This window comes from Pantoea sp. UBA4549 (assembly GCF_002387285.1).
Lineage (GTDB): Bacteria > Pseudomonadota > Gammaproteobacteria > Enterobacterales > Enterobacteriaceae > Pantoea > Pantoea borealis.
Genome location: NZ_DGLH01000009.1, coordinates 403,601 through 427,928, shown reverse-complemented (window position 1 = coordinate 427,928; position 24,328 = coordinate 403,601). Strand labels below are relative to the sequence as shown.

Annotated in this window: 22 protein-coding genes and 1 pseudogene; 13 read left to right on the top strand and 10 right to left on the bottom strand. The window is 57.7% G+C overall.

Features of this window, described 5'->3' with window-relative positions; all coding sequences use genetic code 11:
- Positions 1-12: 12 nt before the first annotated feature.
- A pseudogene (locus B3041_RS08745) lies at positions 13-242 on the bottom strand (Tn3 family transposase); the annotation flags it as partial.
- A gap of 282 nt (positions 243-524) precedes the next feature.
- On the opposite strand from B3041_RS08745, the gene B3041_RS08740 reads away from it, so the two are divergent.
- Together B3041_RS08740 and B3041_RS08735 are read left to right on the top strand one after the other, a co-directional pair.
- Positions 525-2,330, top strand: a complete 1,806-nt coding sequence (locus tag B3041_RS08740; protein WP_292971459.1) for a phospholipase effector Tle1 domain-containing protein — start codon at positions 525-527, stop codon at positions 2,328-2,330.
- Complete coding sequence (locus B3041_RS08735) at positions 2,327-3,007, top strand: DUF2931 family protein (RefSeq protein ID WP_292971457.1); 681 nt, start codon at positions 2,327-2,329, stop codon at positions 3,005-3,007. Before B3041_RS08740 ends, B3041_RS08735 begins: the two co-directional genes overlap by 4 nt.
- A gap of 552 nt (positions 3,008-3,559) precedes the next feature.
- On the opposite strand, the gene B3041_RS08730 is transcribed toward B3041_RS08735, so the two are convergent.
- Positions 3,560-4,003, bottom strand: coding sequence for a GNAT family N-acetyltransferase (locus B3041_RS08730; RefSeq protein ID WP_292971455.1), 444 nt, complete (start codon positions 4,001-4,003; stop codon positions 3,560-3,562).
- Positions 4,004-4,012: 9 nt separating this feature from the next.
- On the bottom strand, positions 4,013-5,128 hold the full coding sequence (gene ampC, locus B3041_RS08725) for a class C beta-lactamase (protein ID WP_292971453.1): 1,116 nt from the start codon (positions 5,126-5,128) through the stop codon (positions 4,013-4,015).
- A gap of 181 nt (positions 5,129-5,309) precedes the next feature.
- Between ampC and B3041_RS08720 the strand changes: the two genes are divergently transcribed.
- The 3 genes from B3041_RS08720 to B3041_RS08710 are packed head-to-tail and all read left to right on the top strand — an operon-like array spanning position 5,310 to position 9,426.
- Positions 5,310-7,061 (top strand): glycerol-3-phosphate dehydrogenase/oxidase, encoded by a 1,752-nt coding sequence (locus tag B3041_RS08720; protein ID WP_292971451.1) that lies wholly within the window; start codon positions 5,310-5,312, stop codon positions 7,059-7,061.
- Positions 7,045-7,890 carry a class I fructose-bisphosphate aldolase gene (locus tag B3041_RS08715; protein WP_292971449.1) on the top strand — a complete coding sequence of 282 codons (846 nt, stop codon included), beginning with the start codon at positions 7,045-7,047 and terminating at the stop codon, positions 7,888-7,890. The genes B3041_RS08720 and B3041_RS08715 overlap by 17 nt, the downstream gene beginning before the upstream one ends.
- A 51-nt stretch (positions 7,891-7,941) precedes the next feature.
- Complete coding sequence (locus B3041_RS08710; protein ID WP_292971447.1) at positions 7,942-9,426, top strand: FGGY-family carbohydrate kinase; 1,485 nt, start codon at positions 7,942-7,944, stop codon at positions 9,424-9,426.
- A gap of 3 nt (positions 9,427-9,429) precedes the next feature.
- Here B3041_RS08710 and B3041_RS08705 read toward each other — a convergent pair whose 3' ends face one another.
- Positions 9,430-9,672, bottom strand: coding sequence for a hypothetical protein (locus B3041_RS08705; protein WP_240484891.1), 243 nt, complete (start codon positions 9,670-9,672; stop codon positions 9,430-9,432).
- Between the two features lie 228 nt (positions 9,673-9,900).
- Between B3041_RS08705 and hpxO the strand changes: the two genes are divergently transcribed.
- On the top strand, positions 9,901-11,058 hold the full coding sequence (gene hpxO / locus B3041_RS08700) for an FAD-dependent urate hydroxylase HpxO (RefSeq protein ID WP_292972432.1): 1,158 nt from the start codon (positions 9,901-9,903) through the stop codon (positions 11,056-11,058).
- An 18-nt stretch (positions 11,059-11,076) separates the two neighbouring features.
- On the opposite strand, the gene dcp is transcribed toward hpxO, so the two are convergent.
- Together dcp and guaD are read right to left on the bottom strand one after the other, a co-directional pair.
- Positions 11,077-13,128: a peptidyl-dipeptidase Dcp gene (dcp, locus tag B3041_RS08695; RefSeq protein ID WP_292971445.1), complete on the bottom strand. Its 2,052-nt coding sequence runs from the start codon at positions 13,126-13,128 to the stop codon at positions 11,077-11,079.
- 50 nt (positions 13,129-13,178) lie between these two features.
- A complete protein-coding gene (guaD, locus tag B3041_RS08690) occupies positions 13,179-14,537 on the bottom strand; it encodes a guanine deaminase (RefSeq protein WP_292971443.1) in 1,359 nt (452 codons plus the stop codon).
- 300 nt (positions 14,538-14,837) lie between these two features.
- On the opposite strand from guaD, the gene ydfG reads away from it, so the two are divergent.
- Positions 14,838-15,587, top strand: coding sequence for a bifunctional NADP-dependent 3-hydroxy acid dehydrogenase/3-hydroxypropionate dehydrogenase YdfG (ydfG, locus tag B3041_RS08685; RefSeq protein WP_292971441.1), 750 nt, complete (start codon positions 14,838-14,840; stop codon positions 15,585-15,587).
- Positions 15,588-15,628: 41 nt separating this feature from the next.
- Here the strand turns inward: ydfG and B3041_RS08680 are convergent, their stop codons facing one another.
- Positions 15,629-15,958, bottom strand: coding sequence for a YnfA family protein (locus B3041_RS08680; RefSeq protein WP_292971439.1), 330 nt, complete (start codon positions 15,956-15,958; stop codon positions 15,629-15,631).
- Positions 15,959-16,085: 127 nt separating this feature from the next.
- On the opposite strand from B3041_RS08680, the gene B3041_RS08675 reads away from it, so the two are divergent.
- The gene (locus B3041_RS08675; protein ID WP_292971437.1) at positions 16,086-16,421 is read left to right on the top strand and encodes a DUF1283 family protein; all 336 of its coding nucleotides are present in this window, start codon (positions 16,086-16,088) and stop codon (positions 16,419-16,421) included.
- A 51-nt stretch (positions 16,422-16,472) separates the two neighbouring features.
- Positions 16,473-16,769, top strand: a complete 297-nt coding sequence (locus B3041_RS08670; protein WP_065649345.1) for a DUF1161 domain-containing protein — start codon at positions 16,473-16,475, stop codon at positions 16,767-16,769.
- A 38-nt stretch (positions 16,770-16,807) separates the two neighbouring features.
- Here B3041_RS08670 and B3041_RS08665 read toward each other — a convergent pair whose 3' ends face one another.
- Entirely contained in the window at positions 16,808-18,268 is a 1,461-nt protein-coding gene (locus tag B3041_RS08665) for an MDR family MFS transporter (RefSeq protein ID WP_292971433.1), read from the bottom strand.
- Positions 18,269-18,632: 364 nt separating this feature from the next.
- Between B3041_RS08665 and B3041_RS08660 the strand changes: the two genes are divergently transcribed.
- From B3041_RS08660 to osmV, 4 genes are read left to right on the top strand one after another with little or no spacing between them, the layout of a single operon-like run.
- Positions 18,633-19,349: an ABC transporter permease gene (locus B3041_RS08660; RefSeq protein ID WP_065649343.1), complete on the top strand. Its 717-nt coding sequence runs from the start codon at positions 18,633-18,635 to the stop codon at positions 19,347-19,349.
- An 18-nt stretch (positions 19,350-19,367) separates the two neighbouring features.
- On the top strand, positions 19,368-20,294 hold the full coding sequence (locus B3041_RS08655) for a glycine betaine ABC transporter substrate-binding protein (protein ID WP_414692379.1): 927 nt from the start codon (positions 19,368-19,370) through the stop codon (positions 20,292-20,294).
- A 9-nt stretch (positions 20,295-20,303) separates the two neighbouring features.
- Positions 20,304-20,954 (top strand): osmoprotectant ABC transporter permease OsmW, encoded by a 651-nt coding sequence (gene osmW, locus B3041_RS08650; protein ID WP_065649341.1) that lies wholly within the window; start codon positions 20,304-20,306, stop codon positions 20,952-20,954.
- Positions 20,951-22,087, top strand: a complete 1,137-nt coding sequence (gene osmV, locus B3041_RS08645; RefSeq protein WP_065649340.1) for an osmoprotectant ABC transporter ATP-binding protein OsmV — start codon at positions 20,951-20,953, stop codon at positions 22,085-22,087. The genes osmW and osmV overlap by 4 nt, the downstream gene beginning before the upstream one ends.
- A gap of 117 nt (positions 22,088-22,204) precedes the next feature.
- Here osmV and bioD read toward each other — a convergent pair whose 3' ends face one another.
- Both bioD and mlc read right to left on the bottom strand, forming a co-directional pair.
- Complete coding sequence (gene bioD / locus B3041_RS08640) at positions 22,205-22,909, bottom strand: dethiobiotin synthase (RefSeq protein ID WP_292971430.1); 705 nt, start codon at positions 22,907-22,909, stop codon at positions 22,205-22,207.
- A 108-nt stretch (positions 22,910-23,017) separates the two neighbouring features.
- Positions 23,018-24,235: a sugar metabolism global transcriptional regulator Mlc gene (gene mlc / locus B3041_RS08635; RefSeq protein WP_065649338.1), complete on the bottom strand. Its 1,218-nt coding sequence runs from the start codon at positions 24,233-24,235 to the stop codon at positions 23,018-23,020.
- Positions 24,236-24,328 lie beyond the last annotated feature (93 nt).

The following is a 24,328-nucleotide window of genomic DNA, read 5'->3' as shown; positions in this document are numbered from 1 at the left end:
TTAATCAGTAAAGCCCGGCATATTGATATGTCCGTGCATCAGTGGGGTAACCAGGTGATATTCTCTTACCCGGTTTCTTCTCCATTATTGCGCATCCAGCTGAGTGCTTCCTGCATATAAAGCGTGTTCCACAGCACTAATCCGTCAGTGCCTGAGCCCGGTGCACCCGGTTAATTTTATTGCCCTTCACGATAGCGCTTTCTGGTCTCACCTCGCTGCCCATAGCAAATTGCTCGCACCACCGTTTATAAAATTATTGAGGACAAAAAGGCAATTCAGCCGTCTGACACCGACATTAAATTTTGGTTAAGAGCTACCGTCTGATTACTATAGACACTTAACCCACAGGAAAAAGAGGGATTTGACATGGAACAGCAATATATCAACGAACTAACTCCGGAATTAGCCGCCTCACTGGCGCGTTCCCCCGGCACCACTGCCCGGATAGTCACCGGCAGAGGGCTGAGCCGATGATCCGAAGAGGCTGTATCATTCACGGTAAAAACGTCGGGCTGCATGGAGACATGACTTCCACGGGAGCTCACTGTATCGCGGCCCGCCCAGGTATGTCGGTCATGGGGCTGCTGAAGCTCTATATTGGCGATAAGACCACGCCCTGTCCGAAGTGCGGAGAAGTGGGGATCATTGTGGACGGCGATCACCGGCACTCAAACAGCGCCGCTGTCGCAGTGGACGGCGCGGCGATCCTTTGCAGGTGCCCACAGGGGACCCATTTTCTGATTGCCCCGGGTACGATTCCTCAGCTTTCAGCAGCAAGAGCCGTGATGACCCCGTCAGTCGCTCCTGAACCGGAACAACATGCGCAGACGGCGAAGAAAAAGAAACGGGAGATCGCGCTAACGATAGGCATATTCTTCGACGGTACTGGCAACAATGCCGTTAATACGCAGAATATGATGAAAGCGTATACCGCAGGTCATTACAATCTGGATGACCCGGAAGCTGAGTCCATTCTGGCAAAATGCGCCCGTGACAATTTTGGCGTGTCGGGCAGCGGTGCAACCAGCTATACCGGGTACTACACCAATATTCACTGGCTGAGTACGCTCTACAGCCGTCGCTTTGCTGAAGACAATCCCAATATTCAGCGAGCTGTTTATATCGACGGTATCGGCACCGACGCGGGAAAACCTGACAGCACGCTGGGCCAGGGGTTTGGTATCTCTGATACCGGGGTTATTGCCAAAACGAACAAAGCGGTTTCCATGCTGGCTGACAGTATCCAGGCGGCACTGGACGCGGTCAGTAATCAACAGGCTGACAACAAGCTTATCGTCAGGGTCCTGCAGTTCGATATTTTTGGCTTCAGCCGCGGTGCAGCAGCGGCCCGTCATTTTGCCAACCGCATCCAGTCTGAAGACCCGGCCATTATCAGTGCCATCCGGCAGGGTGTAACCGGCACGGACTTCAATGGTTCTCCTGCCGGTAAAACCCGCTTCATCGGTATTTTCGATACCGTTGCTGCCATTGGCACACCGGTTAACGGCCTGAACCCGCACAGCGCGGATACCGGTGACGTTAACCTCCTCCTGCGCCCCGGCGTGGCAGAGAAGGTTTTTCATATCACCGCCGCGAACGAGTGCCGCTTTAACTTTGCACTGAACAGTGTGAAACCGGCCTGGCCGGAACTGGCGCTGCCCGGCGTGCATTCTGATATTGGCGGCGGTTATCTGCCCGTCACGAAGGAACATCTTTTTCTGACGCGGCCGGCAACGGAAACCGTACCCTACAGTCAGCCCGGTGAAAAGACTCAGGCTTACCGGCAGGCAGTGGCCCAGCTGCAGACGCTGGATAAATCGCCCTGTCTGGCTCCGCTGCTACGGACAAATGAAATATCGGCAGAAACCTGGCATGACGACAGGCTGCCTCCGGATCGGTATGGTCAGGTGCAGAAACGCAGCTTTGCGGCACTGACCCTGCGTGAGCGTACCGTCAGAAACGATTGGCCCCGCGTCGCGTTGAGGGTGATGCTTGAGGCTGCGCAGGAAGCCGGGGTGATGTTTGACTCTATTCTGAGTAAAGACAAAGAACTCACTATTCCGGATGAGCTTGCGTCCCTCCGGGATAAAGCGCTGGCGATGGGGAAAGCTGTCCGTAATGGCCAGACGCCATCAACTTTCAGCCAGGATGAGCTGGACGTGATTGCAGAGAAGTATATTCACTGCTCGGCGAACTGGAATGCCATCGTGGTCAATACGGACGGCCTTATTCACGGGGGCGCATCGCCCTCAGAGATGATTGGCTTTATCAACCGGCCGGATGAGCAGTGGCAACGCACTGTATACAGCATGGACGGGAAAAAGATATGAAGCTGAAAACACTTTTTCCCCTGCTGATGCTGGTCATAGTCATGGTCAGCGGCTGCCGGACAGGCGAAGCGCAGACGCCGGAAGACACCGGTAAAATGCCTTATGGTGAGGTTGGTTTTGCTTTTATCACCCCGAGGGCATTACCGGCGGTCGTGACCAAAGCGCTGATTATTGATAACGAAAAGGTGATATCCACCTTCCGTACACTGGACAGTACGCAGAGTGATCCCGATGTAGTCGACACCTGGAACAGCAGAATGGATGACGGGGGCATCCAGTTCAACAAGGTCCGGCATCCACCCGCGCTAATGCTGTTCTGCTGGGATTCGATCATTGATAAAAAGACCTACGAGACGCGCCTCACCTTCTCATCAGCCCTGCGGGAAAAAATGTCGATACCAACCGGCAAAGATCGGAGAGGAAATACCGGCTGGTATAAAACCTTGCTGTTTGGGCTGGCGCCAGAGGGTAAAGTCCGTATCTGGCTTCTGAACAGCGCGGGAGGCGACAACCTGCTGGTTGAGCCCGTAAAAATAACCACGTTGTCCGGAGATAAACTGGATGCCTGTAGAGGCGTACCTTCGCGGATTGACTTTAACTACAGCATTCCGGATGGTTATGATCCTGACATAAAAGATTTTATAAAAGGAAAACACTATCCGTACGGCAGCTGGTAGGGTGTTGGCAGCGGTTGAAAGGATCCTGTGTGGATCCTTTTTTTGATTGCATCATCAGGAACCAACAGTTTAAGTTTTTATTTTGCCAGGTTATGGCTATCTAAAAATCACTATTAACAATGAATTAGCTTCTTATCGTACATCTTCATTTCATGAGTCTTCGAACCCCTCTCCCTCTCCCGTGCCTAGAGCGCCTCCACATCTCCGATCTGCTGGCGCAGCTGCTGCTTCATTTGACAAATGCTTTTTCTGAAATCGTCGGGCTGCTGCTCTGAAGACAATAAAGTAGTCACAGAAATCACCTCTTGCTCTGGTTTCAAATGAAATTTAATAATGTTTCATTCATAACATGCAACCGGCGTATAGCAAGCCGGTTGTGGCGGAAAGCCGGACGCGGTCACAGTTGGCAGGAGGTTTCATTTGAAAGTGCGCGGTAACAAAAAGCTTAGTTCCTGCGGGCTGCCCTGCCCGCGGCTTATTTTTTCTGTCAGGCTTGTTTCGCAGAGGAGGTTAACTGTGTTAATACAAAAACAATAATGTTTGTTGTAACTACTAAGGTGCTACCAGATAGCGATACTGAATAAATTCCGTTTTTGTTGCCAGCCGATCGTATAGTGCCCGTGCCGTGGTGTTACCCTCCTGCGTGTTCCAGTAAACACGTGAACAGCCGCGCTGCCTGGCCTGCTCATAGACGGCCAGTACCAGTGCCTTACCCGCTCCGCTGCCGCGTGCCGTTTCTGCCACAAACAGATCCTGAAGATAACAGTAGTCACCGCGCGTCCAGGTGGAACGATGCGTGAGAAAATGCACCAGCCCCACCATGCTGCCCCCCTGCTCCAGCACCAGACAATACATCGGTTCTGCGCGGGAGAGCATGCGCCGGAACGTTTCACCGGTCGTTGCCTCGTCAATCTCTGTCTGATAAAACTGCTGGTAGCCCTGCCATAACCGTAGCCAGGCAACATAATCCTCAGCCCGCAATGCCCGAATACTCATCGTCTCTCCTTACTCCTCCAGCGCACGGATAATCTGCTCCGCGGCAATAATACGATCGTCATTGGGTATCCACTTGTTGGCCAGCATAATTAGCGCCAGCTTCCGGGAAGGAATAAATACCGCATAGGCTGAAAAGCCGTTGGTTGAACCGGTTTTATTGTACCAGGCACGCAGCGGCACGGGTGCAGAGGGTGAAACCGGCACAGCGCGCATGCCGTTGAGGATGATTTTACTGCTGTTCCCCGCCACCAGCTGCTGCTGCGTGACCGGCAGCGGGTAGTATTCCCACATCATTGCCTGCGTGAATGCTGCCGTGCGGAAGTAGCCCTGATGGGTGGCAGCCACCGCCTGTCGCCAGGCCGGTACCACGTTAACCTCTCCCATCTGAATGCCGAGCCAGCGGATCAGATCTTCTGATGTTGATTTTAACCCATACGCTTCCGCATCCAGCGGCCCGGGCGTCACGCGTACCGGACGGTTCTGTTTATCATATCCCTGTGCATAATCCGGCATGGCGCGCGGCGGTACCTGAAGAAAAGTATGATGCATCCCCATCGCCGGCAGGAGCATCGATTCCATAGCGCGCATAAATGACATATTCAGGCTCTTCGCCGCGATCATGCCCAGCAGGCCGATACCCAGGTTTGAATAGACACGCTGTGTTCCCGGTTCAGCCTCAGGCTGCCACGATTTGTACCACTGCATGAGCTGTGCGTTATCCGTCACCTCCTCCGGCACAAACAGCGGCATGCCGCTGGTGTGCGTTGCCAGGTTCAGTAGCGTCACGCGATCGAGCGCGCTGCCCTGCAGAGCAGGCAGCCACTGACTGGCGCTATCGCGCAGCTGCATTTTGTTTTGCTGTACGGCATAGCTGGCAAGCGTGGCGGTGAAGGTTTTGCTGAGCGAGCCAATCTCAAACAGCGTGCGGGAGGTTACAGGCGCTCCCTGCGGCACTGAAGTGACACCGTAACTGTAAAAGGTGGTCTGCCCTTTATTCAGCACGGCGATCGCCATGCCGGGGATCGCAAAGCGGGCCATCAGCGGTTCGATAATGTCATCCGGCGCCCGGGCAGCAGCGGAGCTGGCGATAAGCAGCAAAAGTAGAGCCATAACGCGGCGTCGCATGAATAATCCTTATTCCTCAGAACCAAAAGCGGTGCGCATAGTATATCTGCCTCCGGCCCACCCCACATCTCCATTGGTGGTGTAAGTGAACAGAGTCACATCCTGAGTAAGCGGGTTTGCCGTTTTGGCTGCACACTCCTATACCTTTGACGGATAAGCCTTCACCGTCAGGGAGCGTGCCATGGCTACTGTATTAACCCGTAATGAGCGTCTCGACAGGCTGCGCCAGCGGCAGATTACACCGGTCCTGATTGCCGGAGGCGGCATTAACGGCATCAGTACGTTTCGCGAACTGGCCCTGCAGGGGATCCCGGCGATTATCGTAGAGCGCGATGACTGGTGTCAGGCGGCAAGTGGTGCGCTGTCGCGTATGATCCATGGCGGCCTGCGCTATCTTGAAACCGGTGAGTTTGGTCTGGTGAAAGAGTCGGTGATCGAGCGCGACCGGCTGCTGAAGAACGCGTCGCACTATGTCTTTCCTCTGCGGACCACGGTGCCCGTGGAGAATTTCAGCGGTGGCATGATCAACGCCACCCGACGGTTTCTGCGTCTCAGTGATAAACCTGCCCGGCGCGGTGCGCTGCTGATCAAAACCGGCCTCAGCCTGTATGACCTCTATACGCGTCAGTATGGTTCCATGCCTAAACATCAGGTGCGCAGTGAGGCAGCGACCCGCGATCGCTGGCCAGGCTTTGCGCCATGGGTGAAATACAGCGCCAGCTACTATGATGCGTGGATCAGTGCCCCGGAACGGCTGGGGCTTGAGCTGGTGGAGGATGCAGAGCGCGCCTGCAGCGACGCGCTAGCCCTGAATTATATGCAGCTTATCAGCAGCGACGGAGAGACCGTTACGCTGAAAGATACGCTGAGCGGCGAGCAGTTTCGCCTGCAGCCGCATGTGCTGGTGAATGCCGGCGGCGCATGGATTGACCAGCTTAACCAGCACGTTGCGCCCAAAAGCGCCCGACAGAAACTGATTGGCGGCACCAAAGGGTCGCATCTGATCCTCGACCATCCGGAGCTGCTGCGCATGCTGGATGGTGAAATGGTCTACTTCGAAAATCAGGAGGGACGCGTCTGCATTCTGTTTCCGTGGGCGGGTAAAGTGCTGGCTGGCTCAACGGATATCCGCGTTGACGATCCCGATAACGTCGTCTGCGAGGCTGCAGAGAAAGCGTATATTCTTGAATCGCTGCGCTTTGTCTTCCCTGAGGTCGTGGTGCCTGAATCCGCCGTGGTTTATACCTTCTGCGGCGTGCGTCCCCTGCCCGCCAGCGATGCAAAACTCAGCGGGCAGATATCGCGTAATCATTCACTGGTCATGCTGCCACCCGACCCCACCCGCGCCTGGAGCACGCTATGCCTGGTAGGCGGTAAGTGGACCACGTTCCGCCGCTTTGGTGAAGAAGCGGCCGATCGGGTTCTGCGGCTGCTGGGCGAAAAGCGCCATACCTCAACCACTGAGTTAGCTATCGGCGGCGGACGCGACTTCCCTGCTCCGGCGGCACAGCCCGCCTGGATCGCCCAGCTGGCGCAGCAGTACGCGCTGCCGGTGCCGCGCGTGATGCAGCTGGTAAAACGTTACGGCAGCCGCGCCGTGCCGCTGCTGTCGCTGCTGCGCGATGACGACCGTCCGCTGCATCACCACGCCGATTACAGCGCAACGGAGCTGCGCTATCTGACAGAGCACGAACAGGTGTGCCAGCTGGAAGATTTGCTGGTGCGGCGCACGTCACTGGCGATCGGTGGCGAGCTGACGCCGCCGCTGATCCAGGAGATCTCACTGCTGATGGCGCAGACGCTGAACTGGAGCGAGCACCAGCGGATACAGCAGCTGCAGCGCTGCTGCGCTTCACTGGCGCGCTTTCACGGCCTGCATGGTCTCTATCCCACCGTGATGCAGCAGGAGGCACAGCATGTCAGCGAGCAGTAAAGTCCGTATGAAGCGGTTATTCCGCCACGGCCGCTGTCTGGACGTGGCAGTCGATCACGGTATCGCTAACGAACCCGATTTTTTGCAGGGGCTTGAGGATATTGAAGCGGTAATGCAGCGCCTGATCACCGCACAGCCCGACGCGATTCAGGTCAATTATGGACAGGCGGATCTGCTGCAGTGCGCGGAGGGAGTAAAACCGGCTCTGGTGCTGCGTACCGATGTTGGCAATGCGTATAACGCGGTACGGCATCGCGAGATGTGGGCAGTCCTGCATAATCCTGATGAGCCGATTCTGGCAGCGCTGCAGCTGGATGCGGCCGCCGTGGTAGTGAATCTTTATCTGATCCCGGATGAGCCCGCTATTTTTCGCATGTGCATCGAAAATATCGGCCGGCTGCGTCAGGCGTGTGACCGCTACGGCATGCCGCTGATGATTGAGCCGCTGGTAATGGCACCGGCCGGTCAGGGAGCCGCTTACGGTTCACTGGGCGATGCAGAGCAGATCGTGCCGCTGGTGCGACTGGCGCGTGAACTGGGCGCTGATATCATCAAAGCAGACCCGACTGATAATCCGGCTGATTTTCACCGTGTGGTAGAGGCAGCGCGCTGTCCGACGCTGGTGCGCGGCGGCGGCAAAGGTGAGATCGGCGCGGTACTGCACAAGAGTGCGCTGCTGATGGCGCAGGGCGCCAGCGGCATGGTCTATGGCCGCAATGTTTATCAGCATGCCCATCCTGCCCGGGTCGTCGCCGCGCTGATGGCCATTATTCATCAGGGTGCCAGCGGCGCAGATGCGCTGGCCCTTTATCAGCAGACTGACGCCTGACCCGTCGCGCGTTCTGTGCGCGATCTCCTCTGCGGTTTTACGGAGCCGGATATGAAAATCCTGGGTATTGATGCCGGTAACACGATGATCAAGGCGGTGCTGTTTGATCTCAGCGGGACGATACTGGCCGTGGCTGAGCATACCGGCGAGACGCTGCAGCCGCAGGAGGGCTACGCCGAGCGATCGATAGCCGCCATCCGGCACGGTACTGAACAGGCAATCCGTCACTGTCTGCTGCAGGCGGGCACGACCGCACAGGATATCATTGCGGTAGGTGCCGCCGGACACGGCAATGGCCTCTATACGCTGGACCGGGCGCTGCAGCCGCAGCTCGGCATTCAGTCCATCGATCGGCGGGCAGGCGACATCGTCGATGCGCTGGAGCAGGCGGAAAAACAGCACGCCATCTATGCCCTCTCCCGGCAGACGCCGTGGCCAGCCTCCACGCCGGTGCTGCTGAGCTGGGTAAAACAGCATCAGCCGCTGATATGGCAGCAGATCGGTGCGGTACTGAGTGCCAAAGATGTGATTGTGCATTTCCTCAGCGATGCGCTCAGCAGCGACTATTCAGACGCAGCGGGCGCCGGGCTGATTGACTATCGCGTTCGCGATTACAGCGCTGAGCTGCTGGCGCTTTATGATATCGAAGACGCAGCAGCATGGCTGCCGCCGCTGCGGGAATCGAGCGCTGTCAGCGGTTATGTCACCGCGCTGGCAGCGGCGCGTACCGGGTTGCCGGCAGGTATACCGGTCGTGGCTGGCCTGTTTGACGTGGTGGCCAGTGCAGCCGGGTCAGGGGTGGTCAGCTGCGGTGACGCCTCAATCGTAGCCGGTACGTGGAGCATTAATCAGGTTGTTGTGGACAAACCTGACTATCTTCGCCCGGTCTCTATGAGTTCAATGATAGAACGGGATCGCTTTATGGCGATCGAAGCCAGCGCGACTTCTGCGGCCAACCTCAACTGGTTTCTGCGTGAGTTTGACGACCGGCGCGGCGGAAAAGGTGCGGCGCAGAGCAGTGAGTGTGTGGCGCAAATCCGCCAGGATCCGAACCTGCCGTTTTATCATCCCTATCTGTATTCCGGCCGCAAACCGGAACCGGCCCGGGCCGGATTTTACGGTCTGGGCGGCTGGCATACCCGCGCAGATATGCTGTTTGCCCTGTTCGAAGGCGTGACCTTTGCTCACCGGGCGCATATTGACCGGCTGCACGCTGCCGGCCTTCCCTTTACCCGCGCAACGCTCTCAGGCGGTGCCGCGCGCAGCATAGTCTGGCCGCAGATGTTTGCCGACGTACTGAACATTCCGGTGCGGGTTGCAGCGTGCACGGAAACCGGCGCGCTGGGCGCCGCGCTGTGTGCCGGCGTTGGCGTAGGCGTATGGCGGGATTTAGCGGACGCGGTGCAGCATGCGGTCCGGCTGCAGCCGGACGCGCGGCAGCCGCGTCCGGAGTGGGTCAGCTTTCATGACGCGCGCTATCGCCAGTTTAAAAAACTGGAGCTGGCGATGCGCGATATCTGGCGTGAAACGCCCTGATACTCAGCGACACTGGCTGGCGCAGTTCTGTACGCAGATTTGTGCCAGCGAGCCACATCCGCCGCCGCTGTCATTTTTACACTGCGATTGCTGTACGTAGCAGTTTTGCTGACAGGCCGACACATCACATTTTGACGCAACCGGCGTAAACATCACAGACGGCGATTTAGGCTGTGGCTGCCAGTGACTCTGCGCCATCACGTTTACGCTGCACGCCATCATTAACGCAATTATCCACTTCATCATTACCCCTCCACGCTGAAGCCTTAAGTATGCGCAAAATCTGGTCAGAATACCGCATGAAACAAAAGATTCATGATCAATTAATCGCACCACTTAAGTGCAACTGCACTGCAACAATCGTTTCATTACCCTGCGAAATCTATTAAATACCAGTTTATTCAATAGATTGCCGATCGTCGCGCATCTGGTACAGAAGTTGCAGTGCTATCTGTCTGAGCACAGGAGACTATGATGAAAATAATTATTATTGGCGCCGGTATCGGCGGGATGAGTGCCGCCATCGCCCTGGAACGGGCAGGCTTTGAAACGGAAGTCTATGAGGCCGTTGCGGAGATGAAACCGGTTGGCGCAGCCATTTCCGTCTGGCCAAACGGGGTAAAATGCCTCAATGCGCTCGGCCTGAAACAGCCGCTGCGCGCACTGAGCGGTAATATGGCCTGGATGGCTTATCACGATGCGCGCAGCGGTGCGCCGCTGACGCGTTTCAGCCTTGCCCCGCTGGTGCAGCAAACCGGTGAATATCCTGCGCCGGTTTCCCGCGCCGGGCTGCAGGCGATGCTGCTTGATAATTATGGCCGGGCGCGCGTTCGCTTTGGCAGACGGGTTACGCATGCTGAACAGACGTCACAGGGCGTTACCGCGTTTTTTGCCGACGGCAGCGAAGCCGCAGGCGACCTGCTGGTTGCGGCAGACGGCACGCACTCGGTGCTGCGCGAGGCGGTTCTGGGTGAGCGCGTGACGCGCCGCTATGCGGGCTATGTAAACTGGAACGGGCTTATTACCGCAGATGAGGCGATTGCTCCCGCCGATCAGTGGACCACCTTTGTCGGCGACGGCAAACGCGTGTCACTGATGCCTATCGCCGGAAATCGCTTCTACTTTTTCTTCGATGTGCCGTTACCTGCCGGTCTTGCTCAGGATCGCACCACGCTGCGCGCCGATCTCAGCGGCTATTTCGCTGGCTGGGCTGAACCGGTGCAGCGGCTGATTGCGCAGCTCGACCCGCTGACCACCAACCGGGTCGAAATCCACGATACCGATCCCTTTACCCGCTTTGTACGCGGACGCATGGCGCTGCTGGGTGATGCAGCCCATAGCACCACGCCCGACATTGGCCAGGGCGGCTGCGCGGCAATGGAAGATGCCGTCGTGCTGGCCCAGACGCTGGCAACACACTCACTGGGCGTGGAAGATGCGCTGCTGCGCTATGAGGCGCGCCGGCTGGATCGTACCCGCGACCTGGTGCTGAAAGCACGCAAGCGCTGCGATATAACGCACGGCAAGGAGCCCGCGCTGACGGCAGCCTGGTATGAGGCGTTAAAAACTGAAAGCGGCGAACGGGTGCTGGCTGGGATGTGCGACACGATTAGCGGTGGCCCGATGGGGTAACGGGCCACCGCCTCTGCCCTACTCTGTACTCAGCCCGCGATGACGCAGCATCGGCTCAATCTCTGGCGCTTTACCGCGCCAGCTCAGCCAGACATGCTGCAGATCGCTGCTGTTTCCGCGTGACAACACCTGCTCGCGGAAGCGCTGCCCGTTTTCCCGCGTCAGGCCGCCACGTTCAGTAAACGCCTGATAGCCATCGTCAGCCAGCATCTGCGTCCAGATATAGGCGTAGTAACCCGCCGCATACCCTCCTCCCCAGATGTGACGAAAATAGCTGGAGCGATAGCGCGGCGGCACCGCTGCGAGCGCGATATTTTCTGCCTGCAGCGCCTGACGTTCAAAATGTTCCACATCCTGCGGCTTATCGTGCGCGGAAAGTGAATGCCACTGCAGATCCAGCAGCGCCGCCGCCAGCAGTTCCGTCATGTCATAACCTTTATTAAAGGTGGCGGCCTGCACCATTTTTTCGCGCAGTTCAGCGGGCATTGGCTCCCCGGTTTCCCAGTGACGCGCATAGCTGGCAAATACCGCCTCGTGACTGGCCCAGTGTTCATTGATCTGCGACGGAAACTCCACGAAGTCGCGGGGCGTGGCCGTACCGGAGAGGCTGGCGTAGCGCTGGTTTGCAAACAGACCATGCAGCGCATGACCAAATTCGTGGAACAGCGTGATAACCTCATCCCAGCTCAGCAGCGCCGGCTGACCAGGCTGCGGTTTGGTATAGTTGCAGACGTTGTAGATCACCGGTTTCTGATCCAGCAGCGCAGACTGGTCCACAAAGTTACCCATCCAGGCCCCGCCGCTTTTGTTATCGCGGGCAAAAAAGTCGGTGTAAAACAGCGCCAGCGGCGTCTCATCGGCATCGAAAATCTCATAGACGCACACATCCGGATGATAAACCGGCAGATCGTGGCGCTGACTGAACCGTAAACCGTAAAGCTGCGTGGCGGCCCAGAATACGCCGCGCTCCAGTATGTTATCCAGCGCGAACCAGGGACGAATGGTATCTTCATCCAGGTCATACTTCGCCTGACGCACCTGCTCTGCGTAGAAATTCCAGTCCCAGGCGCGCAGGTCAAATGATTGCTGCTGCTCTGCCATCAGCTGTGAGATATCGTCGGCCTCGCGCCCGGCGCGCTGGCGGGCGGCCGGCACAATATTGCGCATAAAGCTCAGCGCAGCATCCGGCGTTTTCGCCATCTGATCCTGCAGGTTCCACGCCGCATAGCTGCTATAGCCCAGCAGCGCTGCCTGCTCCGCGCGCAGCTGCGCCATGCGTGAAACCAGCTGCCGCGTATCATTCTCATCGTTGCGTTCACAGCGGCTCAGCGCCTGCTCAAACAGCGCTTCCCGCGTGGCGCGGATGGTTAACCGGGTCAGCGCCGGCTGCTGCGTCGTGTTTTGCAGCGGGATCAGCCACTGGTTATCAAGACCGCGCGCGGCCGCCGCGGCGCGTGCCTGTTCAAGCGCTGCGTCGCTGAGTCCCGCCAGCGCCTCTGCGCTGCTGACGGTATAGGCCGCCGACTGCGTCGCTGCCAGGAGCCGGTTACCAAAGCGGGTGCTGAGACCCGCCAGCTCCTGATTAATGGCGCGCAGCCGCTGTTTGTCGTCATCGCTCAGGCCGGCACCGGCCAGCTGAAATGCCTGTCGCGTGACTTCCGTGAGCCGCACGGCCTCCGCGTCCGGGCAGGCGGTGCCTCGCTGCTGCCAGACAGCATCCAGCCGGGCAAAGAGCGCGCTGTTCAGGTAGATCTCATCGTGCAGCGCCGCCAGTGCCGGCGTAATCATCTCTTCCACCTCCTGCAGCCGCGGCGACGTATTCGCTGCCGTCATGGCTGAAAAGACCTGCCACACCCGGCTCAGTAAGAGGCCGCTGCGCTCCAGCGCTTCAAACGTATTGGCAAAGTCCGGCGGTGCCGGGTTTGCGACAATCGCGGCAACTTCGCGGCGTTTCTCTTCGATGCCCGCTTCCAGCGCGGGCAGAAAATCGTCTTCGCTTATCTGATCAAACGGTGGTGCCTGATACGGCAGCGTGCTGGCGGTAAAGAAGGGATTGGCGGATCGGTTCATTATCGCTCCTGATAATCAGCAACGCCGCAAAAGCCTGCGGCAGAGAGCCTTTATCCTGGCACGCCGGTTTGCGGGCAACAACTCTGCACGCTGTCAGTCGTCTCTTTTTGCCACACCGGCCGGCCGTTTACCCAGGTCTGCGCAATGTTGCGATCGTCGCCAAGCGTCATCAGGACAAACAGCTGCTCGAAGATATCTTTACTGTTGCCATGACGCAGCTGCTGCAGCGGTGATACTGCCGGATCCAGCACGACAAAATCGGCCTCTTTACCGGGAGTAAAGTTGCCGATTTTCTCATCGAGATCCAGCGCCTGCGCTCCGCCAAGCGTGGCGCGATACAGCGCTTCACAGGCGGTCAGCTTATAGTGCTGCAGCTGCCCCACTTTATACGCTTCGCCCAGCGTCTGCAGCAGGTTGAACGTGGTGCCTGCGCCGACGTCGGTGCCGATCCCCATGCGCACGTTCTCCTGCCAGCAGCGTTTGAGATCAAACAGGCCGCTGCCAAGAAACAGATTTGAAGTAGGACAAAACGCGATGGCTGAACCGGTGTCGTGCAGGCACTGCCACTCATGATCCTGCAGATGCAGGCAGTGGGCAAATACGCTGCGTGCACCCGTGAGCTGGTAGTGGTGATAGACATCGAGATAGCCGTTGCGCTCGGGAAAAAGCTCTCTGACCCACGCCACCTCCTGCGGATTTTCACTCAGGTGCGTATGCAGCCAGGTATCGGGAAACTCAGTTCGCAGCTGGCGCACCCGTTCCAGCAGCTGTGGCGAAGAGGTCGGCGCAAAGCGTGGCGTCAGCGCATAGCCAAGACGGCCGCGCCGGTGCCAGCGCGCTATCAGCGCCCGCGTCTGCTGATAACTCGTTTCGGGCGTTTCGGTAAGGTAGTCGGGCGCATTGCGATCCATCATCACTTTACCGGCAATGAGCCGCATGCTGAGCCGCTCTGCCGCGCTGAAGAGCGCCTCAACCGACTGCGGATGCACCGTGCCGAACACCAGCGCGGTAGTGGTACCGTTAGCCAGCAGCTGCTGCAGGAAAAAAGCGGACATTTTTGCCGCATGGGTTGCACAGTGATACTGCTGCTCGACCGGAAAGGTATAGGTATTCAGCCAGGTCAGCAGCTGTTCACCGAACGCCCCCATCATTTCCGTCTGCGGATAATGAATATGGGTATCGATAAACCCCGGCACAATCAGCTTACCGCGCAGATCCGTTACCTGCCTGTGGTCAACCTGATGCGCCGCGCTGCTCCAGCTTTGCAGGCTGACAATTTTTCCTGCACGCAGTGTCAGCACGCCATCAGTAAGATAGCGTGCGGCGTCACTCACCGCCTCCGGCTGGTCCACCGTGCGGGTAAAATCAAAAAAACTGGCGCGCAGCAGCGTCTCATTGTCAGCGTTCATAGCTCATCCTCTCAGTAAGATAAACCGATAGTGCAAAGGCTGTGCCACCTCTTAATTATTCATCCAAATCATGAGGTTAGATAAACATTAAAAGCAAACGAATGCGCAACCGATTACGCTGCTTTGCACCGTGTTCAGATGCCGGGCGCAACGACTTACTCTGTCCCGTTACGCCTCATCACGGTGCAGCCCTGCACCCGGTTAATGCACACTGGCGGCAGACTGCTTTTTTTCAGCAGGCAGGAAGTGATGGTGATATGGTTAACGCGGACTACCTGAAAACAGTTAAGGAACAGTGAGATGATTATTTTTGTTACCGGTGCTACTGCGGGTTTTGGTGAAAGTATCACCCGCCGCTTCATTGCCACAGGCCATAAAGTGATCGCCAGCGGACGGCGCGCTGAACGACTGCAGGCGCTGAAGGATGAGCTGGGTGAAAACCTCTATACCGTTCAGCTTGATGTGCGCGATCGTGCCGCGATCGATGACATTGTGGCTGCGCTTCCGGCTGAATGGCGCGCTATTGATGTACTGGTCAACAACGCGGGCCTGGCGCTGGGCACTGAGCCGGCTCACAAAGCCAGTATCGATGACTGGGATAACATGATCGATACCAATACAAAAGGCCTGGTATACATGACCCGGGCGCTGCTGCCCGCCATGGTAGAGCGCAACGTCGGACATATCGTGAACATCGGTTCAATTGCCGGCAGCTGGCCCTATGCGGGCGGCAACGTTTATGGCGCAACCAAAGCATTTGTGCGTCAGTTCAGCCTGAATCTGCGGACCGATCTGCACGGCACCGCGCTGCGTGTGACCGATATTGAGCCAGGCCTGGTTGGCGGAACGGAGTTTTCTAACGTGCGCTTCAAAGGCGATGAAGATCGCGCCGGCGCCGTGTATGAAGGCACGACAGCACTGACCGCGGAAGATGTTACCGAAGCGGTTTACTGGGTTACCACGCTGCCAGCGCATGTGAACATCAATACGCTGGAGATCATGCCGGTCAGCCAGACCACTGCCGGCCTGAAAGTGCATAAAGCGCACTGATTTTATGTGACAGTGTCACTTGTCTCTGCCGGGTGACGCTGTCAGGCTTTTCCCCAGCCTGTCACCATAATCAGCATGCCGCACAGCGCTATCAACGCGCCAGTCCAGTCCCATGCGCTCAGGCGTACCCCATCTACCACCCGCAGCCAGATCAGAGCCGTAAACACATAGACGCCTCCGTATGCCGCATATACCCGTCCGCTTGCTGCCGGATGCAGCGTGAGCAGCCAGACAAACAGCGCCAGACTGGCGGTGGCAGGCAGCAGCAGCCATGCGCTCATTCCTTTACGCAGCCAGAGCCAGGGCAGGAAACAGCCAGTGATCTCTGCAACCGCCGTAATAAAAAACAATAGTATGGTCTGGATCAGCATAACCCTGCTCTCTGTTACCTCAACAAACTGCACACCGCTGGTGAGCAGTAAAAGCGCGATGATATACTAGGGGCTGTTACAGAGACAGCCTCCTATGGCTGACCGGGTCTGACTGAAGGACAACACCATGAAAAATTATGCTTCTGTTCTGTTTACGGCGTTACTGTCGGCCAGTGTGCTGTTGACCGCTCCCCTTGCCACCGCGCGCACCGATCGCCTGATTGTGGAAGATGGCAACAGTGCGGCCAGCAACGAAGCCGCGCGCCAGAGTAAAGAGCAGTGGAACGATACCCGCAATCTGCGCAGCAAAATTAATACCCGGACAGAGAAAGAGTTTGATAAAGCAGACCGCGCGTTTGATACCCGCGACGCCTGCGACAAGAGCTATAACGTTAACGCTTACTGGGAAGAGAATACCCTGCGCTGCCTTGATCGCCGGACCGGTCGCCCGGTCGCGCCGTAACGCAGCTGTGCTGCTATAGTGTTCAGAGAGACAGTCAACAAGGAGTTAGCGATGAAAAAGGGTTCTCTGGTACTGCTGCTGGGTGCTATGACGCTGCCGCTGATGGCTCAGGCCTCCTGCGACAGCGTTCGTGCCGATATCAGCAAAAAAATTGTCAGCAACGGCGTGGCGGAGTCAGATTTTACGCTGGACATCGTGCCAAACGATCAGGCCGATCAGGCGGGTGGTCAGGTGGTCGGCCACTGTGAAAACGATACGCAAAAAATTGTTTATAAAAAGAATATGCGGGATGCAGACGGCAGCGCGCCCGACAGCGCCGGCAGCTCGCAGGATATGTCAGCGCAGTAACCGCAACCGGGGCAGCGTCTGCCCCGGTTTTTCACCTGTTATTCCGTCTCCGGCCGCTGACGCGGCATCAGCCAGGCGATCCACACCGTCAGCAGCGCAATCAGCAAGGCCACGATAAATACCCAGTGCAGCGAGGCTGCAATCTCAGTTGTCCAGAGCTGCAGTTCTGCCACCGGCAGCGCCTCACGACTCTCCGGCGACATGATTTTTTGCATGGGATCGTTCGCCTGCGGCAGCCGCTGCGCCAGGTTGATATTTAAAACCGCCCCCATCAGTGCGGTTCCCAGCGCCGAACCCAGCATCCGGCTGAACATAATGGAAGCAGTGCAGATACCGCGGATCTCATATTGCGCATGGTTTTGTACGGAGACCAGAAATGTGGTGCTGGTCATGCCCATGCCGGTGCCGATAACAAAGGCCGTGAAGCCCGCCTGCAGTACGGAGCTGTCTGCATGGAGCAACAGCAGCAACGCGCTGCCGACAATCAGTAACAGTGCGCCGAGCTGAGCGGTAAAGCGGTAAGAGGTTACGAGCATCAGGCGACCGCTCAGCGTACTGGCAATCGGCCAGCCGATTGACATCATCGCCAGCGCACTACCCGCCTGCAGCGGCGTGCCGCCGGTGATCCCCTGGATCCAGGTTGGCAGAAACGCGCTGATACCCATCATGGTTGCACCAATAATCAGGTTACCGGCATTGCCCGCCACAATCAGGCGGCTGCGCCACAGCGCGAGCGGGAAGAGCGGCGCCGCCGTCTGCTGCTCGTGCCGTTTAAGACGCCAGCCAGCCACGCCTGCCAGCAGCAGGAAGAGCAGCAGCCAGTAGCCGAGCGCTTCCGCCTGCAGCAGCGCCACCAGCAGCGCGGTGACGCTGATCATCAGCCAGCAGCTGCCGGTGATATTCAGCGCACCTGACACAGAGGCCTGGCGTGCGGGAAGGAAGCGCGCCAGCAGCAGCATTGAGATCAGGCCTACCGGTACATTGACCCAGAATATCACCGCCCAGCTGAAATGCTGCACCAGCCACGCGCCGCTAAGCGGCCCGATAATCGCCGCCACGCCCCAGACGCTGGAGAGCCAGCCCTGCACAGTGGCGCGTTCACGCGGGGAATAGATATCCGCCACAATAGTGGTGGTCAGCGGCATGATTGCGCCTGCCCCCAGCCCCTGAAACGCGCGAAACAGAATGAGCCATGTCATGGTATGGGCAAAGCCGCACAGCACTGAGCCGAACAAAAACAGCGACACTCCGACAAAAAAGAGCCGCTTACGTCCCCATATATCGGCTAAACGCCCATAAAGCGGCACGCTGACCGCCTGTGTCAGCAGATAAATAGAAAACACCCAGCCAAACTGCGCAAAGCCGCCAAGATCGGCAATTATCGTGGGCATGGCCGTGGCGACAATAGTGACCTCAATCGCGGCCATAAACATCGCCAGCATACAGGCAAACAGGATCCATGGACGATGGCTGCGCAAAACTTCAGCGTGCTCTGACATAACGCTCCTTATACCGGTTAATCTTTTGGTTCAGCCACACAATGCGCCAGCCAGCGTTTATGTGACAGGGTAACCTTTTTCGATGAATTTTTTTTATTGTCATAGCATCCCATATCCCGCGCGGGCTGCATGCCGTTTTGCCCGCACCCTGCCCGCTGTTTTTTGCGCTAAATGCTGGCTTTGCCGATCAGAGATTGCTATAGATTTTTAGCCGTACGGTTAATTACATGTGAATTTACGCAGCTTTAGCGCGGTCAATCTGCCTTTTAACCATAAAATTTTGCTATCGAACGCGGCCCCTTATCCTGCCGCTCAGCAGAGCAATCATAGCTGATTGTTGTATTTATTCAGGGAGAAAACGGTTATGCCTCACGCATCGCTGATCCGGCGCACCGGATTGGCTCTTCTCACACTTTTAGTACTCGTCGCGCTGCTGGTCTGGGGACTCGGTCCGGATACGCTGCGTGCCCGCCAGACCGATCTGATTTATCTCGGTCAGCAGCATCTCTGGCTGGTTTTCTGGTCCATGCTCTGCGCACTGCTGGTGGGGATCCCTTCCGGGATTGTGCTGAGCCGTCCTTTTGCACGACGCCGGGCTGAATATGTTATGCAGATATTCAACGTAGGCAATACCCTCCCGCCTCTGGCCGTGCTGGCGCTGGCCATGGTGGTTGTGGGCATCGGTGAACAGCCGGCGCTGATTGCCCTGTTCCTCGCCTCGCTGCTGCCCATTGTGCGCAATACCTATGCCGGCCTGTGCGCGGTCCCCCCTGCGCTGATTGAAGCGGCAAAAGGCATTGGCATGACCCGCCTGCAGCGGCTGCGCCAGGTTGAGCTGCCGGACGCGCTGCCGGTGATATTGGCCGGGGTGCGCATCGCCACAGCGATTAACGTCGGCACCGCGCCGCTGGCCTTTTTGATAGGCGCGAGCAGCTACGGCGAACTGATTTTCCCCGGAATTTATCTGAACGATTTCCCGACGCTGATTCTGGGCGCGGCCGCCACCGCGCTGATAGCCCTGATCCTGGATATGCTGCTGGCCGCGCTGGGCCGCATTCTTTCGCCACACGCTGCAACTTAACCCATGGAGCACGTTTTGATGATCCTCACCAGGCCGCTTTCCCGCTGGCTGCGCAATGCTGTGCTGGCGCTGAGCACTGCGCTGCTGCTGACTCAGTCAGCAATGGCTGCTGCGCCCGTTACGCTCTCCACCAAAAGCTTTACTGAACAACATATTTTGTCTGCCCTGACCGTTTTATGGCTGCAGAAAAACGGATTTAAGATCATCCCAAAGACCAATATTGCCACCACCATCAGCCGTAATGCCATGATCAATAAACAGATTGATATGACATGGGAATATACCGGCACCTCGCTCATTATTTTTAACCATATCAGTAAGCCCATGTCCCCTGAGCAGGCGTGGGCGACAGTGAAAAAGCTCGATGCAAAACAGGGGCTGGTCTGGCTTAAACCGGCACCCATGAACAATACCTATGCTTTCGCCATGCAGCGACGTCGCGCAGAGCAGGAGGGTATTACCACCCTGTCGCAGCTGGTCAGCAAAATGGAACAGGTGCGCAGGAACGATCCGGAGCATAACTGGCGGCTGGGGCTGGATCTGGAATTTGCGGGCCGCTCCGATGGACTGAAGCCGTTGCAAAAAGTTTATCAGCTACCGCTGGATCGTCCGCAAATTCGCCAGATGGACCCCGGACTGGTCTATAACGCAGTGCGTGACGGGTTTGTGGACGCTGGTCTGATCTACACCACCGATGGCCGGGTGAAGGGCTTTGACCTGCTGGTATTACAGGATGATAAGCACTTCTTTCCCAGTTACAACGTCACGCCCGTGGTGCGTGAAGAGGTGCTCGCTGCCCATCCGGGCCTGGAGAAAGCGCTGAATCAGCTTTCAGCCTTAATCACTGATGACGCCATCTCAGAAATGAATAAGCGAGTGGATATCGACCATCAGTCACCCGCTCAGGTTGCCCGCGATTTTCTCCAGTCCCGCAACATGCTGTAAGGAGACACCATGGATACCCTGTATTACATCACTGACAACTGGCAGATGCTGCTGGGCCTGACGTGGCAGCACACCTGGCTGGTGCTGGTGGCGGTTGGCTTTGCCATCCTCGCTGGCGTGCCGCTGGGCATTTTGATTGTACGCGTTAAATGGCTGGCGACGCCGGTGCTGGGCATTGCCACTATTGTGCTGACTATCCCTACCATCGCGCTGTTCGGGCTAATGATCCCGCTGTTTTCACTGATCGGCCAGGGCATCGGCGCCCTGCCTGCGATTACGGCTGTGTTTCTCTATTCGCTGCTGCCTATTGTGCGTAATACCCACACGGCGCTGGAAAATCTGCCCTCCGGGCTGCGCGAAGCGGGACGCGGTATCGGTATGACCTTCTGGCAGCGGCTGCGCTGGGTAGAGATCCCGATGGCGCTGCCGGTGATTTTTGGCGGTATCCGTACGGCGGTGGTCATGAACGTTGGCGTCATGGCGATCGCCGCCGTTATCGGTGCGGGTGGTCTCGGATTGCAGCTGCTGGATGGCATCGGCGGTAGCGATGTGCGCATGCTGATTGCCGGCGCGCTGATGATCTGCCTGCTGGCTATCTTTCTTGACTGGCTGCTGCACCGGCTGCAGCTGGCCCTGACCCCAAAGGGGATTCGCGAATGATTAAACTGGAAAACCTGACGAAAACTTTTACGCAGAAAAATGGCACGGCCTTTAATGCGGTAGATAACGTCAGCCTGCATGTACCGGCAGGCGAAATGTGCGTGCTGCTGGGCCCTTCCGGCTGTGGCAAAACCACCACGCTGAAGATGATCAACCGCCTGATACCGGCCAGCGGTGGCCGGATTTATATCAACGGAGAGGATACCAGCGGTCAGGACACGGTGACGCTGCGGCGTAATATTGGCTATGTGATCCAGCAGATTGGTTTGTTCCCGAACATGACGATTGAGGAGAATATTACGGTGGTGCCCCGCATGCTGGGCTGGGATAAAAAGCGCTGCCGCGAAAGAGCCACGGAACTGATGAGCATGGTGGCGCTGGACCCGACTAAGTTTTTACATCGCTACCCGCGTGAAATGTCCGGCGGTCAGCAGCAGCGCATTGGCGTTATCCGGGCACTGGCTGCCGATCCACCGGTGCTGCTGATGGATGAGCCTTTTGGCGCCGTCGACCCGATAAATCGCGAAGCGATCCAGAATGAGTTTCTTGAGATGCAGCGCCAGCTGAAAAAAACGGTCATGCTGGTCAGCCACGATATCGATGAAGCGTTAAAGCTCGGCGATCGCATTGCGGTATTTGGTCAGGGAAAAATCGTGCAGTGCGCCAGCCCGGATGAGCTGCTGGCAAAACCCGCAAACGACTTTGTCGGATCCTTTGTCGGTCAGGATCGCACCCTTAAACGCCTGCTGCTGGTACAGGCAGGCGACGTCACCGACCAGCAGCCTGCCATTACCGTACGCCGCAGCACGCCGCTTATGGAGGCATTTACCACCATGGATGACAACGATATGCGTTCAGTCACCGTGGTCGATGAGGATGACAGGCCGCTTGGTTTTGTGAAGCGTCGCGAGGCGCGCGGTGCCGCCGGCCACTGCGGGGAGAGGCTGCACCACTTTCGCGTCACCGGCAAAGCTGAAGAGAACCTGCGCGTGGTGCTGTCAAAACTGTATGAGCACAACACCGTCTGGATGCCGATTGTCGATGAGAATGGCCGCTACAGCGGCGAAATCTCACAGGATTATATCGCGGACTATCTTAGTTCAGGCCGGACCCGCCGCCGCCTTAATCCCTGACGTGGCGTGCGCCTGAACCGGCGCACGCGCCCTGTTCCGCCCTTCTGCCCGCTGCAAATTTGCCGGCAGAAGCAGACGCAGCAGGGAGAGTCTGCAGAGCTGGATACGCATGTTGTTTTATACGGCGGCGCTGTGTGCACTGGCTGAGTGCACCGACGGCCCGATTAACGCGCCGGGATTGATATAACGGGTCAGATCGCGCTGTTCAGCGCGCGGGAGATAAGGCAGCTCTCCCAGTAGCGGCGCCTTGAGCCGGTCGCTCAGCACGCTGACAATCTCAGCGTAATGGGCAAGGCCTGGATTAATACGGTTTGCGACCCAGCCTGCCAGCGTCAGCCCGTCATGCACAATCGCCTCCGCCGTCAGCAGCGCATGATTGATGCACCCCGTTTTGATCCCTACGACCAGCACGACCGGCAGCTGCTGTTGCTGTACCCAGCCGGCGAGTGGCTGCCGATCGTTCATCAGGCTGCGCCAGCCGCCTGTGCCCTCAACGATCACATATCCGGCCTGCGCCTGCAGCTCTGCCAGACGCCGGTCAAGCAACGCGTAGTCGACGGGCTGTAGGGTGCCCGCGCCCGCCTCATTTTCCGTCAGTATAACCGGATTAACAGCCGGATAGCTCAGCGTCAGCCCTGACGCCTGCTGCAGCAGTTCTGCATCGCGGTTACGCAATCCTTCCGGCGTGGCGCGCGCCTCTTTTGCCACAGGTTTAAAACCTGCGGCGCAGATGTTTGCCTGCGCCAGCGATTGCAGCAGCGCGCATGCAACGACCGTTTTTCCTGCTCCGGTATCCGTAGCCGTGACAAATAACGTGTTCACCTGTTCCACTCCTTCCAGTAAGCAGCATGGGTAGCCTGCGAAGAAGGCAGTGTAGATAATTGACGCAGCAGGCAGTTTGCGTTAGCGCAAACTTAAGGTGAGCTGCAGTTATCCCTGCAGCAGTTTGATCAGCAGATGACCGTTATAAAGAGCATCTTTGATGAGCGCTGCAGCTCCCAGCGTACCGGGATCGTCCATTAACGCAGGCACCAGCTCAAGATCGCGGCTGTAAGCGGGCAGCGCCTGCTGGCGGATAGTGCTGCTTACGGCAGGAAAAAGGACATCTGCGGCCTGATTGAGTGGTGAACCGATAAGAATTTTTTGCGGGTTGAAAATATTCACCATCATCGCCAGCATGCGTCCGACGTGATGGCCGACGCCGGCAATCGCATCATGTGCCAGCCGGTCTCCCTGCTGCGCAGCACGGCAGAGGTTTTCCAGCGTCAGCGGCTGCTGATGCAGCGGGCTGTCAGACTGCAGAGCGAGTCGCTGCCGGACCAGCTGCAGCAGGCTGGCGGTGCTGGCTACCGTCTCCAGACAGCCGTGGTTGCCGCAGTAGCACTGCTGGCCCCACGGATCGATCTGCGTATGCCCTATCTCTACCAGCGCCCGACCGCTTTTGTGCAGCAGCTGACCGCCGCTGATAACGCCTGCGCCTACGGTCTCATCAATCACAATCTGAATGACATCCTGCGCGCCGCGCGACGCGCCAAACAGCGCCTCTGCCAGCGTCCACGCTGAAATGTCATGCTGCACAAACACCGGCAGGCCGGAGCGCTGCGCCAGCGTTTCACCAAGCGGCATATCCTGTACGTCATAGCCCGGCATGCGATGGACCACGCCGGAAGCCGCATTAATCAGACCAGGGGCAGTGATAGCGATAGCCGTCAGACGCTCCAGCCGCTGCTGATGACGGATAAAGAACGCATCCACCAGCGTCTGCAGCGTCTGCAGCAGCGGCACGTCAGAGACCACGGGCAGCGGCAGACGATCCTCTTCCAGCGCACGGCTGCTTAAATCGCGCAGCGTCAGCGTCACCACGCCGGGCTGGATGCGTATCGCCAGGTAGTGCCACGCCAGCGTATCCAGTACGAGGCCGATCGCCGGGCGGCCGCGACTGCCTGGCTCCTGAAACTCCGTTTCCTGTACCAGATGCGCATCCAGCATTTCACGTACAATTTTGGTGATGCTGGCGGGAGCCAGCTGCGCCCGCTTCGAGAGTTCAATACGTGATATCGGCCCATACTGGTCAATCAGACGATAGACTACGCCTGCATTAGTCTGTTTGATGTGGTCAATATGACCCGGCTGACTCTCCCGATTCACACCCTGCTCCCGGATATTTTCGCGCTTCTAAATAAACATTCGCTATGGTGAGGTACTTTGCCGGAGAGCGTTAACTATTTGGCTGAAAATGTG

Excerpts from the sequence above, each read along its gene's own strand:
- B3041_RS08740 (WP_292971459.1), top strand. The coding sequence starts at position 525 with ATGACTTCCACGGGAGCTCACTGTATCGCGGCCCGCCCAGGTATGTCG.
- B3041_RS08735 (WP_292971457.1), top strand. The coding sequence starts at position 2,327 with ATGAAGCTGAAAACACTTTTTCCCCTGCTGATGCTGGTCATAGTCATG.
- B3041_RS08730 (WP_292971455.1), bottom strand. The coding sequence starts at position 4,003 with ATGAGTATTCGGGCATTGCGGGCTGAGGATTATGTTGCCTGGCTACGG.
- ampC (WP_292971453.1), bottom strand. The coding sequence starts at position 5,128 with ATGCGACGCCGCGTTATGGCTCTACTTTTGCTGCTTATCGCCAGCTCC.
- B3041_RS08720 (WP_292971451.1), top strand. The coding sequence starts at position 5,310 with ATGGCTACTGTATTAACCCGTAATGAGCGTCTCGACAGGCTGCGCCAG.
- B3041_RS08715 (WP_292971449.1), top strand. The coding sequence starts at position 7,045 with ATGTCAGCGAGCAGTAAAGTCCGTATGAAGCGGTTATTCCGCCACGGC.
- B3041_RS08710 (WP_292971447.1), top strand. The coding sequence starts at position 7,942 with ATGAAAATCCTGGGTATTGATGCCGGTAACACGATGATCAAGGCGGTG.
- B3041_RS08705 (WP_240484891.1), bottom strand. The coding sequence starts at position 9,672 with ATGATGAAGTGGATAATTGCGTTAATGATGGCGTGCAGCGTAAACGTG.
- hpxO (WP_292972432.1), top strand. The coding sequence starts at position 9,901 with ATGAAAATAATTATTATTGGCGCCGGTATCGGCGGGATGAGTGCCGCC.
- dcp (WP_292971445.1), bottom strand. The coding sequence starts at position 13,128 with ATGAACCGATCCGCCAATCCCTTCTTTACCGCCAGCACGCTGCCGTAT.
- guaD (WP_292971443.1), bottom strand. The coding sequence starts at position 14,537 with ATGAACGCTGACAATGAGACGCTGCTGCGCGCCAGTTTTTTTGATTTT.
- ydfG (WP_292971441.1), top strand. The coding sequence starts at position 14,838 with ATGATTATTTTTGTTACCGGTGCTACTGCGGGTTTTGGTGAAAGTATC.
- B3041_RS08680 (WP_292971439.1), bottom strand. The coding sequence starts at position 15,958 with ATGCTGATCCAGACCATACTATTGTTTTTTATTACGGCGGTTGCAGAG.
- B3041_RS08675 (WP_292971437.1), top strand. The coding sequence starts at position 16,086 with ATGAAAAATTATGCTTCTGTTCTGTTTACGGCGTTACTGTCGGCCAGT.
- B3041_RS08670 (WP_065649345.1), top strand. The coding sequence starts at position 16,473 with ATGAAAAAGGGTTCTCTGGTACTGCTGCTGGGTGCTATGACGCTGCCG.
- B3041_RS08665 (WP_292971433.1), bottom strand. The coding sequence starts at position 18,268 with ATGTCAGAGCACGCTGAAGTTTTGCGCAGCCATCGTCCATGGATCCTG.
- B3041_RS08660 (WP_065649343.1), top strand. The coding sequence starts at position 18,633 with ATGCCTCACGCATCGCTGATCCGGCGCACCGGATTGGCTCTTCTCACA.
- B3041_RS08655 (WP_414692379.1), top strand. The coding sequence starts at position 19,368 with ATGATCCTCACCAGGCCGCTTTCCCGCTGGCTGCGCAATGCTGTGCTG.
- osmW (WP_065649341.1), top strand. The coding sequence starts at position 20,304 with ATGGATACCCTGTATTACATCACTGACAACTGGCAGATGCTGCTGGGC.
- osmV (WP_065649340.1), top strand. The coding sequence starts at position 20,951 with ATGATTAAACTGGAAAACCTGACGAAAACTTTTACGCAGAAAAATGGC.